We start from the raw sequence: 21,969 nt of genomic DNA, 5'->3' as shown, positions 1-21,969 counted from the left end.
TTTCCTCCCGCCGCCGCGGCGGCTTCTCAGCCCTCGGAGGCGACCGTCATATACTCGATATTTTCTGAAACCGCCTCGATCATGCCCGATTTGGTATAGGCGATAGCCTGCCGCACCGCGTTCATAACCGCCATTTCATTCGATGAGCCGTGTGCCTTGATGACCGGCTTGGCAATGCCAAGGAACGGCGCACCGCCGATCTTATCCTGGTTAAACAGGTCGCGGAACTCGTCCATGCCCTTTTTGCAGGGCAGATAGGCCATTTTGGTGGCGAGGTTCCGGTAAAACACCTTTTTTATCTCGCCCGCCATGAATTTTGCCACACCCTCGATGGTCTTTAACATCACGTTGCCGGCAAACCCGTCGCACACCGCAACGTCGCACGCGCCGAGCGGCACCATGCTGCCCTCGACGTTGCCGACAAAGTTAAGCCGTCCCGCGTCGCCCGCTGCGCGCAGCAGCTTATAGGTCTCTTTGCGCAGTGTGTCGCCCTTGGTGTCCTCTGTGCCGTTGTTGACCAAACCGACCCGCGGATTCTTTACGCCGTTTATCTTCTCAGCATACAGCGAGCCCAAAAACGCGAATTGCAGCAGATATTCGGGGGTGCATTCAGTGTTCGCGCCCGCGTCGCACAGCATGACCTGCCCGGAAGCGCACGGCATGACCGGCGCGAGCGCGCCGCGGCGGATGCCCTTAATTCGGCCGCCATACAGCGTCGCGCCCGACAGCAGCGCGCCCGTGTTGCCCGCGGAAACGAGCGCGTCGCCCTCGCCGCTTTTCAGCATTTTAAACGCGACCGCCATTGAAGAATCCGGCTTACGGCGCAGCACGGTCGCGGGATCGTCATGCATGTCTACCACGTCGACCGCATTTACAATGCTGACTCCCGGCGTGTCCGCCATGCCCTTTTGCTGCAAAACAGCGCGCACTTCCTCTTCGCGGCCGACCAGCACGACCTCCTCGCCGAACTGCTTCGCCGCGAGCGCGCCGCCCCAAACGGCCGATTCGGGCGCATTATCGCCGCCCATTGCATCCACGATGATCTTCATGTCAAATCCCCCTTTAAGCTGTCGAGCCGCGCGAGCGCGCGTTCGGAAATCTTGAGGTTTTTCTCCCGCTTGCCCTTGATTTTATAGCCAAGCGGATCGAGAATGCCGAAATTAATATTCATCGGCTGGAATTTTGCCACAGTATGATCCGAAATATAACTGGCCAGCGCGCCGACTGCGGTCTGCCGGTCAAGCGCGGGCATTTCCCGCCCCTGTTCCTCGCAGGCCGCCGCGATGCCGGTCACCAGCCCCGAGGCCGTCGATTCGATATAGCCCTCCACGCCGGTCATCTGTCCGGCGAAGCGCACGCGCGGGTCGCTCTTTAATGCAAAGGTCGCGTCCAGAAGGCGCGGCGAATCGAGAAACGTGTTGCGGTGCATCACGCCATAGCGCACAAATTCCGCGTTTCGGAGCGCCGGGATCATGGAGAACACGCGCTTCTGCTCGCCGAATTTCAAATGCGTCTGGCAGCCGACCAGATTGTACAGCGTGCCCTGCGCATTGTCCCGGCGGAGCTGCAGCACCGCGTAGGGGTCCTTGCCCGTCTTGGGATCAGGCAGGCCGACAGGCTTTAAAATGCCGAAGCGCAACGTATCGTAGCCGCGACGCGCGTTGACCTCGACCGGCATACAGCCCTCAAACACCAGCTTGTCTTCAAAGCCGTGCACAGGGGCTTCCTCCGCCGTAGTCAATGCATTCCAGAAAGCATCGTATTCCTCCCGGGTAAACGGGCAATTGATATAGTCCGCCGTGCCCTTGCCGTAGCGCGAGGCGGCATAAGCAGAATCCATATCGATGCTTTCAGCGGTTACGATAGGCGCGGCCGCATCAAAAAAATGCAGGAAATCGCCGCCCACTTTGCGGTGGATGGCCTCAAAGAGCTTGTCCGAGGTGAGCGGGCCCGTGGCGATGATGACGCGCCCCTCCGGGATTTCCGTCACCTCGCCCGGCACGATTTCGATGTTTGGATGGCTTTTGATTTGCTCCGTCACCGCGCGTGCAAACGCCTCGCGGTCGACCGCGAGCGCACCGCCCGCCTCGACGCGGGTCGCGTCGGCACAGCGGAGGATCAGACTGTCCAGCCGCCGCAACTCTTCCTTTAGGAGTCCCGCCGCGTTGGTCAGTTCGTCCGAACGCAGGGAGTTCGAGCACACCAGCTCGGCAAAATCATCCGAGTGGTGTGCGGGGGAGCGCAGGGCGGGCTTCATTTCATGAAGCGTCACCCGAACGCCGCGCTTCGCGAGCTGCCACGCGGCTTCACAGCCGGCCAATCCGGCTCCAATCACAGTCACGTTATTCATCGGCGGCTTCCTTTTTGGTTTTGCGTGCGGCAGTCGTCTTCTTAACCGCCGTTTTCTTCGCCGGCGCCTTTTTCGCAGCAGACTTCTTTGCCGCCGTCTTTTTTGCGACTGTTTTTTTGGCGGCCGTTTTTTTGTCCGGTTTCTTTTCAGTTTCGCCCGCTGCTTCCTTTGCTGCGGCGCGTTCGGCTGCCTTAGCCGCACGTGCTTCGCGCCTCTGGCGGTTCTTTTCGGCCTCCTCGGGCGGCAGCCCCTCCTTGACTAACTCGGAATAGCCGCATCCCTCGCGCAGGCACACGTCGGTGACCTCCTTGGAATCGCGGTCGGTATGGCGGAAGAGCGAGGAATCGCAATCGGGGCATTTGGTTTTGAGCGGCTTGTCCCAAGTCATGAATTTGCAGTCGGGGTATTTATCGCAGCCATAGTACACATAGCCGCGCGCGGATTTTTTCTTGACCACCTTGGCGCCGCACAGCGGGCAGGACGCGCCCGTGTCCTCGGTGATGGCCTTGGTGTTCGTACACTCCGGAAAGCCCGGGCAGGCGAGAAATTTGCCGAACCGGCCGGACTTGATGACCATATTGCGTCCGCATTTCTCGCAGATCACGTCGGTCACTTCATCCTCGATCTTGATCCGCTGGCCCTCCAGCGCTTTCTCCGCCTGTTCGAGCGCGTCTTCAAAGCCGCCGTAAAATTCCTGCAGCAGGTCGACATAGCCGACTTTGCCCGCCTCGACCTCGTCAAGCTCGTTTTCCATGTTGGCGGTAAATTCATAATCCGCGATGGATTGGAATTTGTCTACCAGCAGCCCGGTGACCGCCTCGCCGCGCGGCGTCGGACGCAGCGCTTTGTTTTCCTTGACCACGTAATCGCGGTCGAGGATGGTCGAGATGGTCGGCGCGTAGGTGGACGGGCGGCCGATGCCGCGCTCCTCCATCGCACGGATGAGCGACGCCTCGGTATAGCGCGCGGGCGGCTGCGTAAAGTGTTGGGCTGGCTCTAGCTTCTCGTTTTGCAGCTTGTCGCCCTCGCTGAAAGCAGGAAGCGGCTTGCCGCCGTCCGACTTTTTATCGTCGTCCGTGCCCTCTTCGTAGACCGCAGTGAAGCCCGGGAACGCCACCGTATGCCCGGAGGCGCGGAACACATAGCCCTCGGACAGGATATCCGCCGAGACCGTATCCAGGATCGCGTCCGCCATCTGGCACGCGACAAAGCGCGACCAGATCAGCTTATACAGTTTAAACTGGTCGGGGGAAAGCGAATCCCGGATATCCTCTGGTACAAGCTTGACGTCGGAAGGGCGGATTGCTTCATGCGCGTCCTGTGCGCCCGACTTGGTCTTAAACACGCGCGGCTTGCCCGGGTAATATTCCTCGCCATACCGGCCGCGGATAAAGCCCGCGACCGCAATCAGCGCTTCGTCTGCCAAGCGGAGCGAATCGGTACGCATATAGGTGATGAGGCCGGTCAGCCCGATCCCCGCGAGCTCAACGCCTTCATACAGCTCCTGCGCCACGCTCATGGTACGGCGGGGCGTCATGTTGAGCTTGCGTGAGGCTTCCTGCTGCAGGGTCGACGTTATAAACGGCGCAGTGGCCGACTTTTTCTTTTTTCCCTTTTTGACCGGGCCGACGACAAACGGCTTGCCTGTGACGGCGTTCACCACCGCCATGGCCTGCTCTTCGTTCTTCAGTTCGGTTTTTCCCGAGGCGTCACCGTGAAAACGCGCGGAAAAGCTGCCGCCCTGTTCGGTTTTAAGCAGCGCCTCGATGGTCCAGTATTCCTCAGGTTCAAAGGCGCGGATCTCATTTTCCCGGTCGACGACCAGACGGGTGGCGACCGACTGCACGCGTCCCGCCGACAGGCCGCGCTTTACCTTGCGCCACAAAAACGGCGACAACTCATAGCCCACGATGCGGTCGAGGATGCGGCGCGCCTGCTGCGCGTCCACCAGGTCGGTATCAATATCACGCGGATGCTCGATACCGTATTTGACGGCGGGTTTTGTGATCTCGTTAAAGGTGACGCGCTTATATTTTTCGTTTTTGAGCTTCAGCAGCTCTTTCAAATGCCACGAAATGGCCTCGCCCTCGCGGTCAGGGTCAGTTGCGAGATAGACGAAATCGCTCTTGCGCGCTTCGCTTCGCAGCTCGGCAATAATTTTATCCTTGCCCTCGATCGGCACGTATTCGGGCTTGAAGCCATGCTCAAAATCGATGCTCATTTTTTTCTTGGGCAGATCGCGCAGATGCCCCATCGAGGCCTTGACCACATAATCCGGCCCCAGATATTTGCCGATGGTCTTCGCCTTAGCGGGCGACTCCACGATGACAAGTTTCGACATATTTGTTGTTTCCTCCTAAAAAGCGGCCGACGCCGCGTGACACTTTATTGTAACCCGTCCGGAAAGCGCTGTCAAATTTTAGCGCAGACGGAGCGCGCCTTTTTCACGGATGAGCACGCCGTCCATCTCCAGCATCGTCAGAATGGCCATGACGCGCGCGGCGGAAAGCTCGCTCTTGTCGACCACCTCGGCCGGGGTCGACGCGCCCGCCGCAACTAGTTCCGCGATCTGGCGCTCCTCAGGGCTCAGGGTGTCCGGTAGCGGCGCGGGGCTGCTATGCGGAGGTTCCGCTTTCCGCATCCGTCCCGCCTGCTCGCGTTTTTGTATTTCGTCCCATGCGGATAGCTCTGCCGGCTTCCGGCGCTCGCCGGTCTGCCGTTCAAACGCCTGCCTGGCCAGCCGCTCATCGGGTTTGTTCCGCATCAGGCCGCCATAGGCGCGGATCAGCGTTTCGGGACCGGTCAGGATTTCGGCTTCTCCGTTCGCAATCAGCTCGTTACATCCGGCGGACTGCGGCGCGCCGACCGCGCCGGGCACGGCATACACGTCGCGCCCCTGGTCGAGCGCGGCGTGCGCTGTGATCATCGTGCCGGAACGCGACCCTGCGGCTTCAACCACAACGGCCGCCACGCAAAGGCCGCTTAAAATCCGGTTTCTGCCGTGAAAGTGTCCGGGCAGGTGCCGTTCCCCGGGCGGCTGCTCACTGACAATCGCACCCGAAAGCAGGATATCGCCCATCAGCCGCTGGTTTTCGGGAGGATAGCACACGTCCACGCCGCCCGCGAAGCAGGCGACAGTCAATCCGCCCGCGCGAAGCGCGCCGCGGTGCGCGGCAGCGTCGTTTCCAGCCGCCATGCCGCTGACGACCACAAAGCCCGCCTCCGCCAACGCGCGGCCCAGGCTCTCCGCAATCCGCTCGCCATATCCGGTCGATTTCCGGGTGCCGACGACAGCGATCGCCGGGATCGCGTCAAAGTCCGGCCAGCTGCCGCGCACATAGAGCACCAGCGGCGGGTCGGCGATCGCGCGCAGACGGTCCGGATAGGCCGTATCCGCTATCGTCAGAACCGAAATCCCTTTATGCGCGCAGGCCTCCAATATTCTGGCGGCTTCATCGAGGTCTTTGTCGCAAAGCGCGTCGACCTGCCGTTTGGTCAGCGGGCAGCCGCACGTTGCAAACCGCTCGCGATCCGCCGCGTAGACGGCCTCGGCCGAGCCAAAGATCCGCAGCAGATCGGCCGCTGTCCCCGCGCCGACGCTGTTTTTCCGGGACAGCCAGAGAAAGCTTTCACGCACGCTCATTTACCGCTTCCCCCTTTTGTCATTTCATAAATCACAATCGCGGCGGCAACGCCCGCGTTCAGCGATTCAGCGCGCCCCGCCATCGGAATAACGACATGCCTGTCCGCCAGCGCGAGCGCCTGCGGCGACACGCCCCGCCCCTCGCTGCCGATGATGACTGCGGCGCGGGACAGCGGCACTGAGCAAAGCGGCTCGCTGTCCTCGTGCAGCGCGGTCGCATAGACCGGCAGTCCGTTTTCGCGCAGCCGGCATGCCGCTTCTGTGAGCGGCAGAAACACGCACGGCATGCGGAACACCGCCCCCATCGTCGCGCGGACGACCTTGGGCGAAAAGGGGTCTGCGCAACCTTCGCACAATACGACGGCGCCAAGCGCGAACGCTTCGGCGGTTCGTAAGATCGTGCCAAGGTTGCCCGGGTCCTGCAGCCCTTCGAGCAGCAGCACGCGGTCGGCAGCCGTCAGCGCGTCCGTGCCCCAATGGGGGCACGCGCAGGAAAACACCACGTCCTGCGGCGTTTCCACATCACTTGCCAGCGAAAACAACGCTTCAGGCGCATCAAACAGGCGCGCGCCTCGCGCCTCGGCCTGCCGCGCGCCGTCCGGCAGCGGCGCGTCCGCGCGCACGAGAACGTTGCGGACGTCCGCCCCTGAGCGCAGCGCCTCTTCCAGCATTTTACCGCCCTCGCACAGCATCTCGCCGCACGTCTTGCGGTATTTCTTTTCCCGGCGCAGCCGCTGCAAATGCTTGAGCGTTGCATTCTGCCGGCTTTCAATTCTGGTCAATTCAGCTCGACCACCTTATTGACGTTTTCATTGGTGCCGATCACGATCAGCATGTCATCCGCCTGAATGATCTGGTCGACCGCCGGCGTCACATCGACATGGCCGCCCGCGCCATGCCGGATGGCAAGCACATTGATCAGAAATTTCGCGCGGATATTCAGTTCTCCCAGTGAGTGTCCGACCCATGCCTTGGGCGGATGCAGCTCAACAATGGAAAAATCGTCCGACACGCCGATAAAGTCCACAACGTTGGTGCGGGACAGGCGCTGCGCCAGCCGCTGCCCCATTTCGCTTTCCGGCAGTACGACGCGGTCCGCGCCGATGCGCTCGAGCACGCGTGCGTGCACCGGACTTTGCGCCTTGGCAACCACATGCTTGGCGCCCAAGTCTTTGAGGATTGCCGTAATCAGCACGCTGGCTTCCATATCGGTCGCTACCGCGACCACGCAGCAGTCAAAATTGCGCGCGCCGACCGAACGCAGCACGGCCTCGTCCCGCGCATCGCCCACGATGGCCTGCGTCACATCGTCCGCAATGCGCTGCACATTGTCCGCGTCCTCATCAAGCGCCAAGACTTCCTGCCCCAGCAAAGACAGTTCGCGCGCGACCGCGGTGCCAAATCGTCCCAATCCGATTATCAGAAAGGATTTCATCCTCTATCCCTCATTCTTATGCAAATTTTTAATCAGCCTACCATGACCTGCCCTTCCGGGTAGTGCATTTTAGGCGGCTCTCTGTGCCGCATCAACACGGCGACACCCAGCGTTAGGATGCCTACGCGTCCGAGATACATCAGAAGAACCAATACGAGGCGCGAAGCCAGACCAAGCGTCGGTGTCAGTCCCATCGACAGTCCGACTGTGCCGAACGCCGAGATTGCCTCAAACAAACACTGATGGAACGGCGCGGCCTCCCAGTAGGAAATGGCGCACGCGCCGGCCAAGCTGGTCACCACGCCGACGACCAGCATCGTCACTGCGTTCATAACGCCGCGCGACGCGATCGTCCGTCCAAACGCCGAGACCGTCGTCCGTCCGCGCAGGGCGGACAATGTTGTCAGCAGCAGCACGGCGGCGGTGACTGTTTTGATACCGCCGGCGGTCGACCCGGGCGACCCGCCGATCAGCATCAGGAAGCATGCGACCGCCTGCGACGGCCCGGACAATGCGGCCTGATCGATGGTATTGAAGCCAGCGGTGCGCAGCGTGACCGACTGGAACGCGGCGGCTAGAAGCTTATCCCCCGTTTTTAGCGGACCAAGCGTACCTGGGTTCGACCATTCAAACACCAGCGTCATCAAAAAGCCGATAGCGAGCAGCACACCGGTCGTCGTCAGCACCAGTTTGGTGTGCAGGCGCAGACGGTGGGGATGCCGTCGGTTGTCGTAAACATCACCCCATACAAAAAAGCCCAACCCGCCGATCACGATAAGCGCCATCAGCGTCAGATTGACCACTGGGTCGGAAATATATCCGGTGACCGAGGGGAACTGCACGTCGGGCGTACCCATCAAATCGAAGCCCGCGTTGCAAAACGCGGAAACCGAATGGAAAATACCCATTTTGATGCCTTTCCATGCGCCGAAGCGCGGCACGAACCGACAGGCGAGCACAACGGCGCCGACGCTTTCAAATGCGATCGTTCCAAACAGCACCCGGCGGGTCAGGCGGACAATGCCCGCGTTTTCGGTCAAATTGAGGCCGGCGGACATCACCATGCGTTCGCGCAGCGTAAAGGTGCGGCGCAGCAGAAAGGACGCGATCGAGGCCAGCGTCATAAAGCCCAGCCCGCCGACCTGGATCAGCAGCAGGATGACCGCATGGCCGAACCCGGACCAATGTGTCGCCGTGTCGAGTGTGACCAGCCCGGTCACACATGTGGCCGAGGTTGCCGTGAACAGCGCATCAAAAAACCTTGTCGGCTCGCCGTCCCGCGCGGCTGCGGGCAGCGACAGCAGCATCGCGCCGAGCAGGATGATACAGAGAAAACCGAGCGCCATAACGGTCGTCGGCCGGACGGCTTTGCGGTCCGGCCGGTGCAGCAGCAGAAACAGGCGGTTCGTGCCCGTCCCCTCCTCTCGAGTAATATGCCGAAAGCCTGAACGGGAAGCGTTCAGGCTTTGGAAATGTTTTTAGTCCATGCCAAGCGGCTTCATCGTCGGGAACAGCAAAACATCGCGGATCGACGCAGAATCGGTCAGGAACATGACCAGACGGTCGATGCCCATGCCCATGCCGCCTGTGGGGGGCATGCCGTATTCAAGCGCATTGACGAAATCATCGTCCATCATATTGGCCTCATCGTCCCCCGCAGCGCGCAGCGCAACTTGGCGTTCAAAGCGCTGCTTCTGGTCGATCGGGTCGTTGAGTTCGGAAAACGCGTTGCACAGCTCACGGCCGCAGACAAAGCATTCAAAGCGCTCGGTCAGCCGCGCATCGGTCGGCTTGCGCTTGGCCAGCGGCGACACCTCCACCGGATAGTCGGTGATAAATGTCGGCTGCACGAGGTTTTCCTCCACATATTCGTCATAGCAAAGCGCGAGCAGGTCGCCCCAGCTCTCCTTGCCTTTTTCGGTCTCCACGCCCTTGGCTTTGACCGCGGCGAGCGCCTCCTCCGGGCTCATGGCCATGAAGTCCAGCCCTGCGTATTGCTTGACCGCGTCCGCCATCGTCGTGCGCTTCCAGCCCTTGGAGAAGTCGATCTCCGTGCCCTGATAGGTCACCTTGGTGGTGCCGAGCACGGCCTCGCACACGTGCACGACCATGTCCTCGGTGATATCCATCATGCCGTTATAGTCGGTATAAGCCTGGTAAAGCTCGATCGTTGTAAATTCGGGGTTATGCTTGGTGTCCATGCCCTCGTTGCGGAAAATACGGCCGATCTCATAGACCTGCTCCAAGCCGCCGACAATCAGGCGCTTTAAGTGCAGTTCGGTCGCGATGCGCATGTACATATCGATATCGAGCGCGTTATGGTGCGTGATAAACGGACGCGCCGCCGCGCCGCCCGGAATGGTGTTGAGGCACGGGGTCTCGACCTCCATAAAGCCGCGCGCATCCATAAAATTACGGATCTCTCGCACGATGGCCGAACGTTTCTCGAACGTGTCGCGCACCTCGGGATTGACGATCAGATCGACATATCGCTGGCGGTAGCGCATGTCGGTATCCTTGAGGCCGTGCCACTTTTCGGGCAGCGGCGTCAAATTTTTGGACAGCAGCGTCAGTTCCCGCACCATGACCGAAATCTCGCCCTTTTGGGTGCGGAACACCTCGCCTTCCACGCCGAGGATATCGCCAATATCCATCTTTTTATAACCCTTATACACATCCTCGCCGACATTGTCGCGCTTGATATAAAGCTGCAAGCGGCCATAGCGATCGGTCATATCCGAAAAAGAGGCTTTACCCATGATGCGTTTGGACATCATGCGGCCGGCCAGACGCACGGTCTTGCCCTCGAGTTCCTCAAAATGATCGCGGATGTCGCAGGTGTGATGGGTGCGCTCAAAGCGGACCTGCTCAAACGGGTCGGCGCCCGCCTGCTGCAATTCCGCGAGCTTTTCCCGGCGTATGCGCTTCAGTTCATGCAGCTCCTCGGCGGTCGGCTCGGCGGCCTGCGGATTTTGCTGTTCTGCCATATCTTTCACCTATCCCTTAATTCCTGTTTCTACAAACAGGCTTTACTTCTTGATCTCTATTACCTTATACTGTACCACGCCTGCCGGTGCTTCCACTTCAACGACCTCGCCGACCTTTTTGCCCAGCACGGCCTTGCCGAACGGGGATTCGTCGGAAATCTTGCCTTCCATCGGGTCGGCCTCCTGAGAGCCTACAAAGTGGTATTCCTCCTGGTCGCCAAACTCCAGATCCTCTACCACAAAGCGGCAGCCGGGTGAAACCTCATCCGCCGCGTAGAGATCCTCATTGATGACGACCGCGTGCGCCAGAATATTTTCCAGTTCGGCAATGCGTGAATACACCTTGCCCTGTTCGTTTTTCGCCTCGTCATATTCCGAGTTCTCGGAAAGGTCGCCGAACGAACGTGCTTCCTTGATCTGCTCGGCAACTTCTTTTTCACGCACGGTCTTTAAATATTCCAATTCGTCCTTCAGTTTATCCAGACTTTCCTGTGTCAGTTTAAATTCTTTTGCCATATCGAAAACCTTCTTATCCTCCGAAATCGGCCCTCCCGGCCGTCACAATACTCCTTATTATAGGTAACGTCAGCCCCGATGTCAAGCAAGGCCTCGTGCTTTTTGCATATTTTCTCCCGTTTCGCGCTTATTATGACAGAATTTCCACTGCTTTTGCAAGCTGTGGGTCGATTTCGGGCGTTAAAAAGTAGAAATTCGCCCGCTGTTCATCGGAAAGTTTGACCTCGATATCGGGCGCGATACCCTTATCCGCAAGGTTATTGCCCTTGGGCGTGAAATATTCCTCGGTCGAAAGGTTGAGCGCCGATCCGTCGGACAGCGCAAAGGTCTGCTGCGCGCGCCCCTTGCCCGTCGTGTGCGTGCCGACCAGCGTGGCGCGCCCATATTCTTGCAGTGCCGCGGCGAAAAACTCAGCAGCCGAAATCGAGCTTTCGTCGATTAGTACAGCGACCGGCAGGTCGGTCATGTCCGCATCCGATTCATAGACCGTCTCCGCGCCTGTTTTCGTCCGCAGGGTCATAATGGTGCCCTCGGGCAGCAGCCGGTCGAGCATCTGGCTCATTTGCTTCACCTTGCCGCCGCCGTTATGCCGCACGTCTACGATCAGGGACTTCGCACCATCCTCGAGCAGCGTATCGAGCGCGGCGTCAAATTGGTCGGCCGAGCCGTTTCGAAAATTCGTAATGCGCAGGTAGCCCACCTTGCCGTCCAGCATTTCGCCCCACGCCATCTTCTGCGTGACAACTGCGCGGATCATCGTCAGCGTTTTGCTCTCCCCCGCTTCGCCTTTGCGGACGGTCAGCGTCACCTCGGTGCCCGCTTCGCCCTGCACGGCTTCGACGACCGCCTCGCCCCCGTCCTTTTCAATGGTCTTGTCCTCCGCCGCCAGAATATAGTCTCCCTTTTCGATGCCCGCCTGCTGGGCAGGCGAATCGTCGTATACCTCGTAAACATGGATACTGTCTTTTGTGGTCATGACCGAAACGCCGATGCCCACGCCCTGCCCATCGTTGCGAAGCTGATACGCCGCGTACTGATCGGCAGGGATGTAGCTCGACCATTTATCGTCAAGGCCGGTCAGATAACCGATCGCCGCGTAATCCGCAACCTGCTTCACATCAACCTCGCCCACGTATTTTTCCGCGACCAGCGCATCGATTTCCCGCAGCTTTTCCTGCACCGCCTGCGTATGCCAGCCAAACAGCGCGTAGCAGCACGCGATGCCGGCCGCCGCCGCCATCAGGCACAGTACGAGCGCGGTCGCAAGCGATATCTTTTTATCACGCAAGGGGGTTTCCTCCTTTCGTCAAAAACAGGGGGAACGGTCTCCCGCTCCCCCTCTTGATCCTATGTAAGCCTTAGCTGAAGTAATCCATTGGATTCTGCGTCGCGCCGTTGACATACACCTCAAAGTGGAGGTGCGGCCCGGTCGAGTTGCCGGTCGAACCGACCGCACCGATCGTCTCGCCCGCCGAAACGGACTGCCCGACCGACACATAGATTGCGGACTGATGACCGTAAGCCGTCATATATCCGCCGCCGTGGTCGATGACCGTGTAGTTGCCGTAGCCCGATACCCAGCCAGCCGTGACGACCGTGCCGGACGCGGCGGCAAGAATGGATGCTCCGGTCGGAGCCGGGATATCCTCGCCAGAGTGAAATTTTCTCGTACCGAAAATGGGATGGATACGCCAGCCGTACGCGCTCGAATTACTTGTATAACCGGGCAGCGGCCAGGTGAACGTGCCGCTGTACAGCGTTGCGCCGCCCGCAGCGGCCGACTGCCGCGACAGCGCCGCGATCTCGTTCGAGACCGAATTCATCTCGCTGTTGATGCGGTCGTACTCAGCCTCAGATTCCGCCTTATACGCTTCCAAGCTTTCCTGCAGCGCGGCCTGCTGGGCCTCGTTAGCCGCAAGCTCATCTACCTTGTAGCCCAGGTTTTCCTGATACTGCACCTGTTCGTCCTGCGTGTCCTGCAAGTCGTTGCGCTTTTGCTCGATATCCTCCTTGGCCGCCTGGAATTCGGCCACCACCTGCTTGTTGTGCTCAAGCAGCTGGCTGACGATCTCAATACGCTTGAGCATATTGGAAAAGCTCGAAGAATTAAGCAGAATTTGCAGATAAGTGGAATCGCCCTGCTCATAGGTGGTGCGGACGGCAAGCGCGAACTCATCCTCTTTTTCCGTCAGCTGCTGCTCAGCCACTTCAAGCTCGGCGGTCTTAACATCGATCTGCTGCTGCAGGCGTTCAATGTAGGCTTCTACCGTCGAGATCTCTTCCTTGGTCAAATCGATCTCGCTTTGCAGTGCCTGCCGTGTTGCCTCCACGTCCTTGGCCTGTTCCGTCAGCTCAGCGATCTGTGCCTTGACCGAGGCTTTCTGATCCTCCAGGGAAGAAAGCTTATCTTTCAGTTCGTCCGCATCGGCCGCACCCGCGAAGCTGAGGCCGGAGGCCAGCATCCCGAACACCATCGCGCCGACTAGGATCGCGGCGATCACCGCCGAAATGACGCGGACAGTTTTTTTGCTCATCATAACTGCAAATCACTCCAATCGCTCAGATTTAAACATTCATGAAACGGCGGATGCTGGTGACCGAACCGCCAATACCGAACAGCAGGCCCGCGCCCATAAACACGGCGAGCACAAACCAGCGAAGCCCGTCAAACGGGACGATCTTGAAATATGGGATCACGCCGGACGCGATGTTGGTCATCTCGGCGTACACGCCCCACTGTGCGAAAAACGCGAGCCCGCCTGCGACCAAACCAATGATCATGCCCTCAATGACGAACGGCCAGCGGATGAACCAGTTGGTCGCGCCCACCATCTTCTGGATCGAAATCTCCTCACGGCGCGCGAACATCGCGAGCTTGACTGTGTTGGAAATGATAAAGATCGAAATGAGCGCCAGCGCGATCACCATTGCCAACGCAACGATATTGAACACGTTCTGCACCCGGACCAGCGCGGCGATCGTGGTCTCGTCCGCGTTGACGCGGGCCACGCCGGAAACCGCGTTGATCTCCTCGATCGTCTGTTCGGCGATCGTCGGATCCTTGAGCGTGAACCGGAAGCTGTTTCGCAGCGGATTATTACCCGAATCATACGAATCGAGGATATAGGCGTCGTCGCCCAGCTCAATGCGGTAATCCTCCAACGCCTGGTCACGCGATTCAAACTTGATGCTGGCTATATTCTCGATCTGGTTAAATTCGGTGCCCAGCGCCTTTGCTTCGCGCATGGTCAGGCTTTCATCAATAAACGCGATGACCTCGTTGGACTTTTGCAGTGTGACGATGCTCAAATTGATGTTATGCGCAAGCAGCATGACCGTTCCAGTCACCAGCAGGCACGCGAGCATGATCACGATCGCTGCAAAGCTCATGAAGCCATGTTTGAAGACATTGCGGAAACCCTCTTTGCAGTAATAACTAAAACTTCTCATAATTATAGTACCCACCTGTCTGGTCGCTGATGACTTCGCCCTGGTCGATGACGACCACGCGCTTCTCAAACTCGTCGACAAGGCCCTTTTCGTGCGTCACGATCAGCACGGTCGTGCCCAGCTCATTGATCTTCTCGAACAGCGTCATCAGTTCGAGTGACCGCGCGGGGTCGAGGTTGCCTGTCGGTTCGTCGGCGATGATCAGACGGGGATTGTTGACCAGCGCGCGCGCGATCGCCACGCGCTGCTGCTCGCCGCCCGAAAGGTTCATCGGCTTTTCGTTCGCCTTGTCCGCCAGGTCGACCAGCTCGAGCACATAAGGCACGCGCTGGCGGATCGCCTTGGTTTTCGCACCGATCGTGCGCATGGCGAACGCGACGTTTTCGTAGACCGTCTTATTATTAATGAGGCGGAAATCCTGAAAGACCACGCCCAGCGTGCGGCGCAGATACGGGATCTCGCGCTTTTTCATCTCGCCGATGTTATAGTTGTTGACCAGCACACGACCCTCGGTCGGCCGCACCTCAGCGGTCAGCAGCTTGATCATCGTCGTTTTGCCCGAGCCCGACGCGCCGACCAAAAAGACAAACTCGCCCTCGTCGATCCGCAGGCTGGCTTTATTGACCGCACGGGTGCCGTTATCGTACACCACGGTGGCGTTAGTCATTCGTATCACAGATGAATCCTCCCCGAAAGCGTTCGGATTTACAAAAAAAGACAAAGGCGCGCGTTTGGCACGCACCTTTGTCTATTATAACAGGTTTTTTCCCGCCGCGCAAGTCGACAATCCCTGCCAAATGCGGCGCGTACCAGACCGTTTTCGGCAAGGGCGTGGAAACTTTCCAGCTTCTCAGCGCACGCTTTCCTCACGGCTGGCGAGATATTTGCGCACCATAAGCGCAACTTTAAAGACGATGGCATGGTCAAACTCACGCAGGTCCAGTCCGGTCAGTTTTTTGATCTTCTCCAGCCGGTAGACCAGCGTGTTGCGGTGTACGAACAGCTTACGCGAGGTTTCGGAAACGTTCAGATTGTTTTCAAAGAACTTCTGGATAGTGAACAGCGTCTCCTGGTCAAGCGAATCGATCGAGCCTTTTTTGAAAACCTCGGTCAGGAACATTTCGCAAAGGGTGATCGGCAGCTGATAAATCAGACGGCCGATGCCCAGATTCTCAAAGCTGATAATGTTTTTTTCGGTATCGAAAACGCCGCCGACCTCGATCGCAGTCTGCGCTTCTTTAAACGATTTGGCAATGTCTTTCATCTGCGCGGAAACCGAACCGATGCCGATGAGGCATTTGATGGACAGCTCGCTCTCCAGCGCCTCTTCGATGGACACGGCGATCTTGCTCAGATCCTTGATCTCGCTCCCCGCCTTGACCTCCTTGACCACGACGATATCGCTCTCGGAGATATGCAGCACAAAATCCTTCTGCTTATCAGGGAACAGCCCGGTCACCACGTCGATCGCGGCGACGTCGCCCGGCGCCTGCTGGCGCACGAGAAACACCACGCGCGGCACGTCGTTTCCAAAGTGGAGTTCGCGGGATTTGATGTAAATATCGCCGGGCAGGATATTGTCCAGAATGATGTTTTTGACAAAAGTCGCTTTGTCGTGCTTTTCATCATACAGCGTTTTAATGTTGTTGATCGCGACAGAAACCAGCGAACAGATACTGCGCGCCAGCTCATCCTCGCCCTGCACGAAAACAGCGTATTCCAAACGGGTCGACCGCTCGCCTGTCATATGGTATGTGTAGCCGCCGAAGCGCACCATTTCCCCCGCGAAGCCAAGCTCGGTGATTGCTTCCTCGCGCATTTCGCCAATGCGCGGCAAATCGGTGCACGCGACGACAGCGCCGCTCGCATCGACAATGCCGATCGTACGGTCCACCGTGTCTTTCATTTGTAAAATAATCGACTGGAACAATCTTGAAGCCATTTCCATCACCTTTCCCGTCTGTTTTCTTACTCCCTCTTCTACAGTGGCACCAGCCCATTGGCTGGATAGACGGCACACAGTCCGCACGATGTGCCGGCTGCCGTGGATCCATCATCAATCTACACAAGAATCAGCCGACAACCCTGTGCATTTTAAGTAATTATATCACAAGCGTCAACAGATTTGTACAAATTTTTTCAATTTTATTTGTAGAATTTTATTTTTTCGATATCTCTATGCCTGTTTGCCCCATCACAGGAAGTCCAAAGGACGACAGTTCTTCTGCCGAAAGGTCCCGGAAAGCGCCGGGCGCGAGCGCCCCATCCAGCCGAAGCGGGCCAACGCGCAGGCGCTTCAGCCGCGTCACTTCACAGCCCACCGCCCACAGCATGCGCTTAACTTGATGGTATTTCCCCTCGCAAAGCGTCACGCGCACGGTCTGCACCGCAGCCTCCGGCACTGGCTCAAGCCCCGCCGGACGGCATACCGTACCATCCTTCAGCACGATCCCCTGGGCGAACCGCTCTGCGGCATCGGCCGCAGGCGTACCTTCGATTTCGGCCAGATATTCCTTTTCGACGTGTTTGCCGGGCGCCATCAGCGCGTGGCTGAATGCACCGTCCGTAGTTAGCAGAAGCAGACCTTCGGTGTCCTTATCCAGACGGCCGACCGCGAACAGCCCCCGCCGTTCGCTTTCCGGAATAAGGTCGAGCACCGTCCGATGACGCGGGTCGCTGGATGCCGTGATAACGCCCGCCGGCTTATTCAGCATCAGATACCGCTGCGCACGGTATGCTTGTATCTGTCCATCCAGCAGGACGCAGGCTCTATCGGGATCGACCTTATATGCAGGATCGCGGCAGATTAAACCGTCCACCGCCACCCGTCCGGCGCGCACCCACGCAGCGACCTCGCGGCGGCTGCCGCAGTTCATATGCGTGAGCAGCTTATCCAAACGCATTCCCGGCATTTTGTGCCTCCCGACAATCGATTGATGGATATAGCATATCACTTTTTTGCATGTTGCACAATAGGCAATCACAAAAAAAGTGCATTTCCAATGAACTTAAAAGAGACATACCAAAAAACCGTGCCCGCTTTTGGGCGAAAACGCTGAGGGCTCCCTACAGAAAACAAAAGGCCCCGCCGATTGGCGGGGTCTTTTCTCATTCAGGCATTTGCGTAATGCCGTGGACAAAGCCATCGGCTTCGGCTGCGCTGATGTCGGCTGCGATCAGCTTGTTTTTGCGGACCAGCAGATTGGCGATCACGCCCTCGGCGCCGGTCGGGTATTCGGTCAGCTCGTAGGTATACAGCATGGCGCGCTTCCCCTGATACGGCGTCAAGTCAAGCCCTTGGTCGATCTGGATGGCGTTGTAGGCCTCATAGGTCTCGTCAAACACTTTGGGAATCTGCACTTCCCGTTCGCTGCGCGGCTCGGGATTGACTTTCCAGCCAAAGCTCTCCAGAAGCGCAACGCGCTGCTCGTTGTTTTTGAGCTTGGCGTCCAGCCCTTCGGTCGCTGCTGCCGCTGTTTCCGTGCCGGCCGTTTCGACCGCCTTGGGTACGAGCGCGGTCACGCCCCAGACGACAGCACCGATCACCAGCACGCCCGCTATCGCTTTTTTTACCGATAATTTGGTTGCATAAACGATCATTCTCGTCCCTCCTGCCCTTGCTTGGTCTATCCTATGCGGCAGGTGGACAAAGCAGAACCACGGCGGGACAAATTTTTACTGCTGAAGCTGCGCCGCGATCGTCTCCGCAAGCGCAGTGAGCCCCTCCAGTTGGAGGCCGCCGCCAGACGATTTCAGAGTTACGGTGCCGTCGAGCAGCGTCATGTTTTTCATTTCCGCGAGGCGCGCCGCCATATGGCGGCCGGAGACCGGAGCCCATGTGCCGTTTTCGATGAGCGCTACCGTGCGGTTCTGCACAGAAAGAGCCTTCATATCGGCCAGTAGCGTTTCCATACGGGGATGCAGACCGCCGTTATAGGTCGGCGCGGCCAGCACCAGATGGCTGCACCGGAACACCTCGGCCACAAGATAAGAAACGTCGACATCGGAAACATCGTACATCGCAAGGTTGCGCACGCCCCGATCCGCGAGCCGCGACGCAAGCACGCTAGCCGCGTTTTCGGTGTTGCCGTACATTGTGGCGTACAGAATGACAACCGCGGGCTCCTCGGGCTCATATGTGCTCCACTTTTCGTATTTCTCGATCAGCAGGCCGGGATTTGTGCGCCAGACCGGGCCGTGCAGCGGGCAGATGGCCGCAATATCGAGCGCGGCCGCTTTCTTGAGCACCGCCTGCACCTGCGCGCCGTATTTGCCGCAGATATTCGCATAATAGCGGCGGGCGTCAGCCAGCCATGCGCTGTCGAAATCGATCTCATCGTCGAAAATATTGCCCGCGAGCGCGCCGAACACGCCGAACGCATCTGCGGTAAACAGCGTTTTGCTCATTTCGTCATAGGTCACCATGACTTCGGGCCAATGCACCATCGGCGCCATAAAGAAATGCAGCATATGGCGGCCGGTGGAAAGCTTGTCCCCCTCGCCGACGACCAGCGTGCGGTCGGCCACATCGAGCGGAAAAAACTGACCGATCATCGAAAGCGCTTTCGCGCTGCACACCAGCTTGAGCTCGGGCCAGCGGTGCAATACCTCGCCGAGCAGCACACAATGATCGGGCTCCATATGGTGTACCACCAGATAGTCGAGGCTGCGTCCGCCGAGCGCATACTCCAGATTTTCAAAGAACAGGCGGCCTACCGCTTCGTCCGCCGTGTCAAACAGCACGGTCTTGTCGTCGAGCAAAACATAGCTGTTATAGGACACGCCGCGCGGAATGGGGAATAAATTCTCAAAGCGTGAAAGGCGGCGGTCGCTTCCGCCGATATAAACGAGGTCGTCTTGAATGTTTCTCGTGCAGTGCATGGCTGCGGCACCTCCAATAATAATATGTGGGTTGATTCTGTTAAAATTATAACACGCAGACGGGTACAAGTCCAGTGTGCCCAACTATCGGCAATATACAAAAAAACCGGCCGCAAAAGCAGCCGGTTTTGTTTTATTTTATTCCTTATCCAGCGCTTCGAGGCGCGCCTTGTTCTCCGCGATGACCTTTTCCTGCACCGGCGCAGGCGCTTCATCGTACCGCTCAAAATTCGATACAAACGAGCCGCGTCCCTGCGTCATTGAACGCAAGGTGATCGCATAATCGGACAGTTCGGCCATCGGGCATTCGGCCAGGATTTCCTGCTTGCCGCCCTCAATCGGGTTCATGCCCATGATACGGCCGCGGCGCTTGTTGAGATCGCCGATCACGTCGCCCATGTACGAATCCGGCACGACGACCTTCATCGAGCAGATCGGCTCGAGCAGCACCGGACTGGCCTGCGGGATGCCCGCCTTATAGGCGAGGCGCGCCGCCATCTTGAACGAAAGCTCGTTGGAGTCAACGTCATGATACGAGCCGTCGGTCAGCACCGCGTGCAGGCCGACAAGCGGATAGCCGGCCAAAACGCCGTGCTCCATGGCCTCACGGATGCCCTTATCGACCGCCGGGTGGAAGTTTTTCGGCACGCTGCCGCCAAAGATCTTTTCTTCAAACAGGTAATCGCCCTCGGCGTACGGCTCGAAGTCCATCTTGACATGGCCGTATTGCCCATGGCCGCCCGACTGTTTTTTGTGCTTGCCTTCGACCGAAACCTTTTTGCGGATCTTCTCGCGGTACGGCACGATCGGCGCGGTCAGCTCGACCTCGACGCCGAATTTATCGCGCAGCTTGGCGCACAGCACGTCGAGCTGGATGTCGCCCGCGCCCGAAATGGTGTGCTGTTTGGTTTCGGGGTTAAACTCGGTCTCAAAAGAGGGGTCCTCGTCCCGCAGACGGGACAGGCCGGCCGAAATTTTCTCTTCCACGCCCTTGACCTTGGCCGCGATGCCCTGTGTGTAGCACGGCGGGGCGATCTCGATCGGGTCGAGCTCGACCTTTCGAACCGACATCGAAAGCGTGTCGCCCGTCTTGGTTGTCACCAGCTTGGAGACCGCGCCGATATCGCCGCAGCCGATCACCGGGACTTCGGTTGTCTTTTTACCGCAGACCGAATAGATATGCGCCATTTTTTCATTCGCGTCGGCGCGCTTGTTGACCAGCGTCATATCCTGCTTAACCTCGCCCGACATGACCTTGAAATACGAGAAGCGGCCATATTGGTCGGCGACCGTCTTAAAGACGAACGCGCAGGCCGAACCGTTGGGCGTGCAGGTGATCTCGATCAGCTCGCCCTTTTCGTCCTCACAGACCTCGGCGGGCTTTTCATCGGGCGACGGCATATAATCCGCAATGCCTTTCAAAATAGCGTACGAGCCGATACCGGTGACCGCCGTGCCGCAGAATACGGGCGCGATTACCAGATCTCGCACACCCTGACGGATGCCGGCGATCAGCTCTTCATCCGAAAATTCCTCGCCTGCGAAATAGCGTTCCATCAGCTCTTCCGACAGCTCGGCGACATTTTCGCACAGCGCCGCGCGGTGCTGGTTGACCTTATCGACCATGTTTTCCGGGATCGGGATCTCCACGCGCTCGCTGCCGTTCATCTTATAGGCCTTGCGGATAACGCAGTCGACAACGCCGACCGTATCGCGGTTGCCCTCAAAAATCGGCACGACGATTGGAGCGACCGATACGCCGAACTGCTTTTGCAGCTTATGCAGCGAGGTATAGTAATCCGAATTTTCCTCGTCGATCTTGGAGATGTAGAACATGCGGGGCATGCCGTATTTTTGGCAGCGCTCCCATGCTTTTTCTGTGCCGACGCCCGGGCCGTCCTTGCCCGTGCACACGATCAATGCGGACTCGGCCACGCGCATCGCGCAATTGACTTCGCTCTCAAAATCGAAGAAACCGGGCGTGTCGAGCAGGTTGATCTTACAGCCGCCCCATTCGACGGGCGCGACTGCGGTCGATATCGAAAACTGGCGTTTGGTCTCCTCGGGATCAAAATCGCAAACGGTATTGCCGTCTGTGATCTTGCCGACGCGTGCGGTTACGCCCGCGATATTAAGCAGGCTCTCAACCAGCGAGGTCTTGCCGTCGCCGCCGTGACCCATCAGACATACGTTACGGATCTTATTAACCGGATAATTGGCCATTTGTTATAACACTCCCTTGCCCGCGCGCCTGATGCGGGCGGCATTGTCTCGGGATGAACTCCCTGTTTGTTATTATACACGAGTTTCTCCATGTACGCAAGCGGTTTTTTGTGCAACTTTATGAAGCTTACGCATTCAGACACGATTCTTGTAACCATTTTGCAATCTGCACAAGAATCATCTCCTTCATTTATGCAATCCGATGAATTTTCAGAAATCACATAGTTTTTTGTCACCAAAACCGGGTCTGAAGCGTCTTAATAGTATAAGGACTTGGGAGGGATGGATATGACACGGGCTTATCTCGCTACGGCTGCTGCCGTGCTCATGCTGGCGCTGGCGGTATTTTCCGTCCTCTCTCTGATCCCTATATAATCTTCCTCCTCTTTTTCTCTCTTTGATCCCGATAAAAACCAAACAGGCGTGGGGCGCGTAAAATAGGCCCACCCCCAATTTAATTAAATTGGGGTCTGAGTTATTATAA

General features: G+C 58.2%; 18 protein-coding genes. All 18 read right to left on the bottom strand.

The window, feature by feature from the left end; genetic code table 11:
- Positions 1-26: 26 nt before the first annotated feature.
- Positions 27-1,049 (bottom strand): phosphate acyltransferase PlsX, encoded by a 1,023-nt coding sequence (gene plsX, locus SO058_RS06185; RefSeq protein WP_320842119.1) that lies wholly within the window; start codon positions 1,047-1,049, stop codon positions 27-29.
- Positions 1,046-2,350 (bottom strand): methylenetetrahydrofolate--tRNA-(uracil(54)-C(5))-methyltransferase (FADH(2)-oxidizing) TrmFO, encoded by a 1,305-nt coding sequence (gene trmFO / locus SO058_RS06180; RefSeq protein WP_320842118.1) that lies wholly within the window; start codon positions 2,348-2,350, stop codon positions 1,046-1,048. The genes plsX and trmFO overlap by 4 nt, the downstream gene beginning before the upstream one ends.
- Positions 2,343-4,691 carry a type I DNA topoisomerase gene (gene topA, locus SO058_RS06175; RefSeq protein WP_320842117.1) on the bottom strand — a complete coding sequence of 783 codons (2,349 nt, stop codon included), beginning with the start codon at positions 4,689-4,691 and terminating at the stop codon, positions 2,343-2,345. Before topA ends, trmFO begins: the two co-directional genes overlap by 8 nt.
- Before the next feature lie 78 nt (positions 4,692-4,769).
- Complete coding sequence (dprA, locus tag SO058_RS06170; protein WP_320842116.1) at positions 4,770-5,993, bottom strand: DNA-processing protein DprA; 1,224 nt, start codon at positions 5,991-5,993, stop codon at positions 4,770-4,772.
- On the bottom strand, positions 5,990-6,775 hold the full coding sequence (locus tag SO058_RS06165; RefSeq protein ID WP_320842115.1) for a TrmH family RNA methyltransferase: 786 nt from the start codon (positions 6,773-6,775) through the stop codon (positions 5,990-5,992). The genes dprA and SO058_RS06165 overlap by 4 nt, the downstream gene beginning before the upstream one ends.
- A complete protein-coding gene (locus SO058_RS06160) occupies positions 6,772-7,428 on the bottom strand; it encodes a potassium channel family protein (protein WP_320842114.1) in 657 nt (218 codons plus the stop codon). The genes SO058_RS06165 and SO058_RS06160 overlap by 4 nt, the downstream gene beginning before the upstream one ends.
- A gap of 32 nt (positions 7,429-7,460) precedes the next feature.
- Positions 7,461-8,774 carry a TrkH family potassium uptake protein gene (locus SO058_RS06155; RefSeq protein WP_320842113.1) on the bottom strand — a complete coding sequence of 438 codons (1,314 nt, stop codon included), beginning with the start codon at positions 8,772-8,774 and terminating at the stop codon, positions 7,461-7,463.
- 132 nt (positions 8,775-8,906) lie between these two features.
- Positions 8,907-10,415 (bottom strand): lysine--tRNA ligase, encoded by a 1,509-nt coding sequence (lysS, locus tag SO058_RS06150; protein WP_320842112.1) that lies wholly within the window; start codon positions 10,413-10,415, stop codon positions 8,907-8,909.
- A gap of 42 nt (positions 10,416-10,457) precedes the next feature.
- A complete protein-coding gene (greA, locus tag SO058_RS06145) occupies positions 10,458-10,931 on the bottom strand; it encodes a transcription elongation factor GreA (protein ID WP_320842111.1) in 474 nt (157 codons plus the stop codon).
- 130 nt (positions 10,932-11,061) lie between these two features.
- Positions 11,062-12,219: a S41 family peptidase gene (locus SO058_RS06140; RefSeq protein WP_320842110.1), complete on the bottom strand. Its 1,158-nt coding sequence runs from the start codon at positions 12,217-12,219 to the stop codon at positions 11,062-11,064.
- Positions 12,220-12,289: 70 nt separating this feature from the next.
- Entirely contained in the window at positions 12,290-13,468 is a 1,179-nt protein-coding gene (locus tag SO058_RS06135) for a murein hydrolase activator EnvC family protein (RefSeq protein WP_320842109.1), read from the bottom strand.
- 28 nt (positions 13,469-13,496) lie between these two features.
- Positions 13,497-14,381 (bottom strand): permease-like cell division protein FtsX, encoded by an 885-nt coding sequence (ftsX, locus tag SO058_RS06130; RefSeq protein ID WP_320842108.1) that lies wholly within the window; start codon positions 14,379-14,381, stop codon positions 13,497-13,499.
- Entirely contained in the window at positions 14,368-15,057 is a 690-nt protein-coding gene (ftsE, locus tag SO058_RS06125; protein ID WP_320842107.1) for a cell division ATP-binding protein FtsE, read from the bottom strand. Before ftsE ends, ftsX begins: the two co-directional genes overlap by 14 nt.
- 174 nt (positions 15,058-15,231) lie before the next feature.
- Positions 15,232-16,323, bottom strand: coding sequence for a PucR family transcriptional regulator (locus SO058_RS06120; protein WP_320842106.1), 1,092 nt, complete (start codon positions 16,321-16,323; stop codon positions 15,232-15,234).
- 217 nt (positions 16,324-16,540) lie between these two features.
- Positions 16,541-17,293 carry a pseudouridine synthase gene (locus SO058_RS06115; protein ID WP_320842105.1) on the bottom strand — a complete coding sequence of 251 codons (753 nt, stop codon included), beginning with the start codon at positions 17,291-17,293 and terminating at the stop codon, positions 16,541-16,543.
- Between the two features lie 196 nt (positions 17,294-17,489).
- On the bottom strand, positions 17,490-17,981 hold the full coding sequence (locus SO058_RS06110) for a DUF4830 domain-containing protein (RefSeq protein WP_320842104.1): 492 nt from the start codon (positions 17,979-17,981) through the stop codon (positions 17,490-17,492).
- A 75-nt stretch (positions 17,982-18,056) separates the two neighbouring features.
- Positions 18,057-19,262: an FprA family A-type flavoprotein gene (locus tag SO058_RS06105; protein WP_320842103.1), complete on the bottom strand. Its 1,206-nt coding sequence runs from the start codon at positions 19,260-19,262 to the stop codon at positions 18,057-18,059.
- Positions 19,263-19,400: 138 nt separating this feature from the next.
- Positions 19,401-21,485, bottom strand: a complete 2,085-nt coding sequence (locus tag SO058_RS06100; RefSeq protein WP_320842102.1) for an elongation factor G — start codon at positions 21,483-21,485, stop codon at positions 19,401-19,403.
- Positions 21,486-21,969 lie beyond the last annotated feature (484 nt).

It is taken from the genome of Agathobaculum sp. (assembly GCF_034098985.1).
Taxonomy (GTDB): domain Bacteria; phylum Bacillota; class Clostridia; order Oscillospirales; family Butyricicoccaceae; genus Agathobaculum.
The sequence above is the reverse complement of the archived record's forward strand: the minus strand, read 5'-3'. Positions and strand labels throughout refer to the sequence as shown.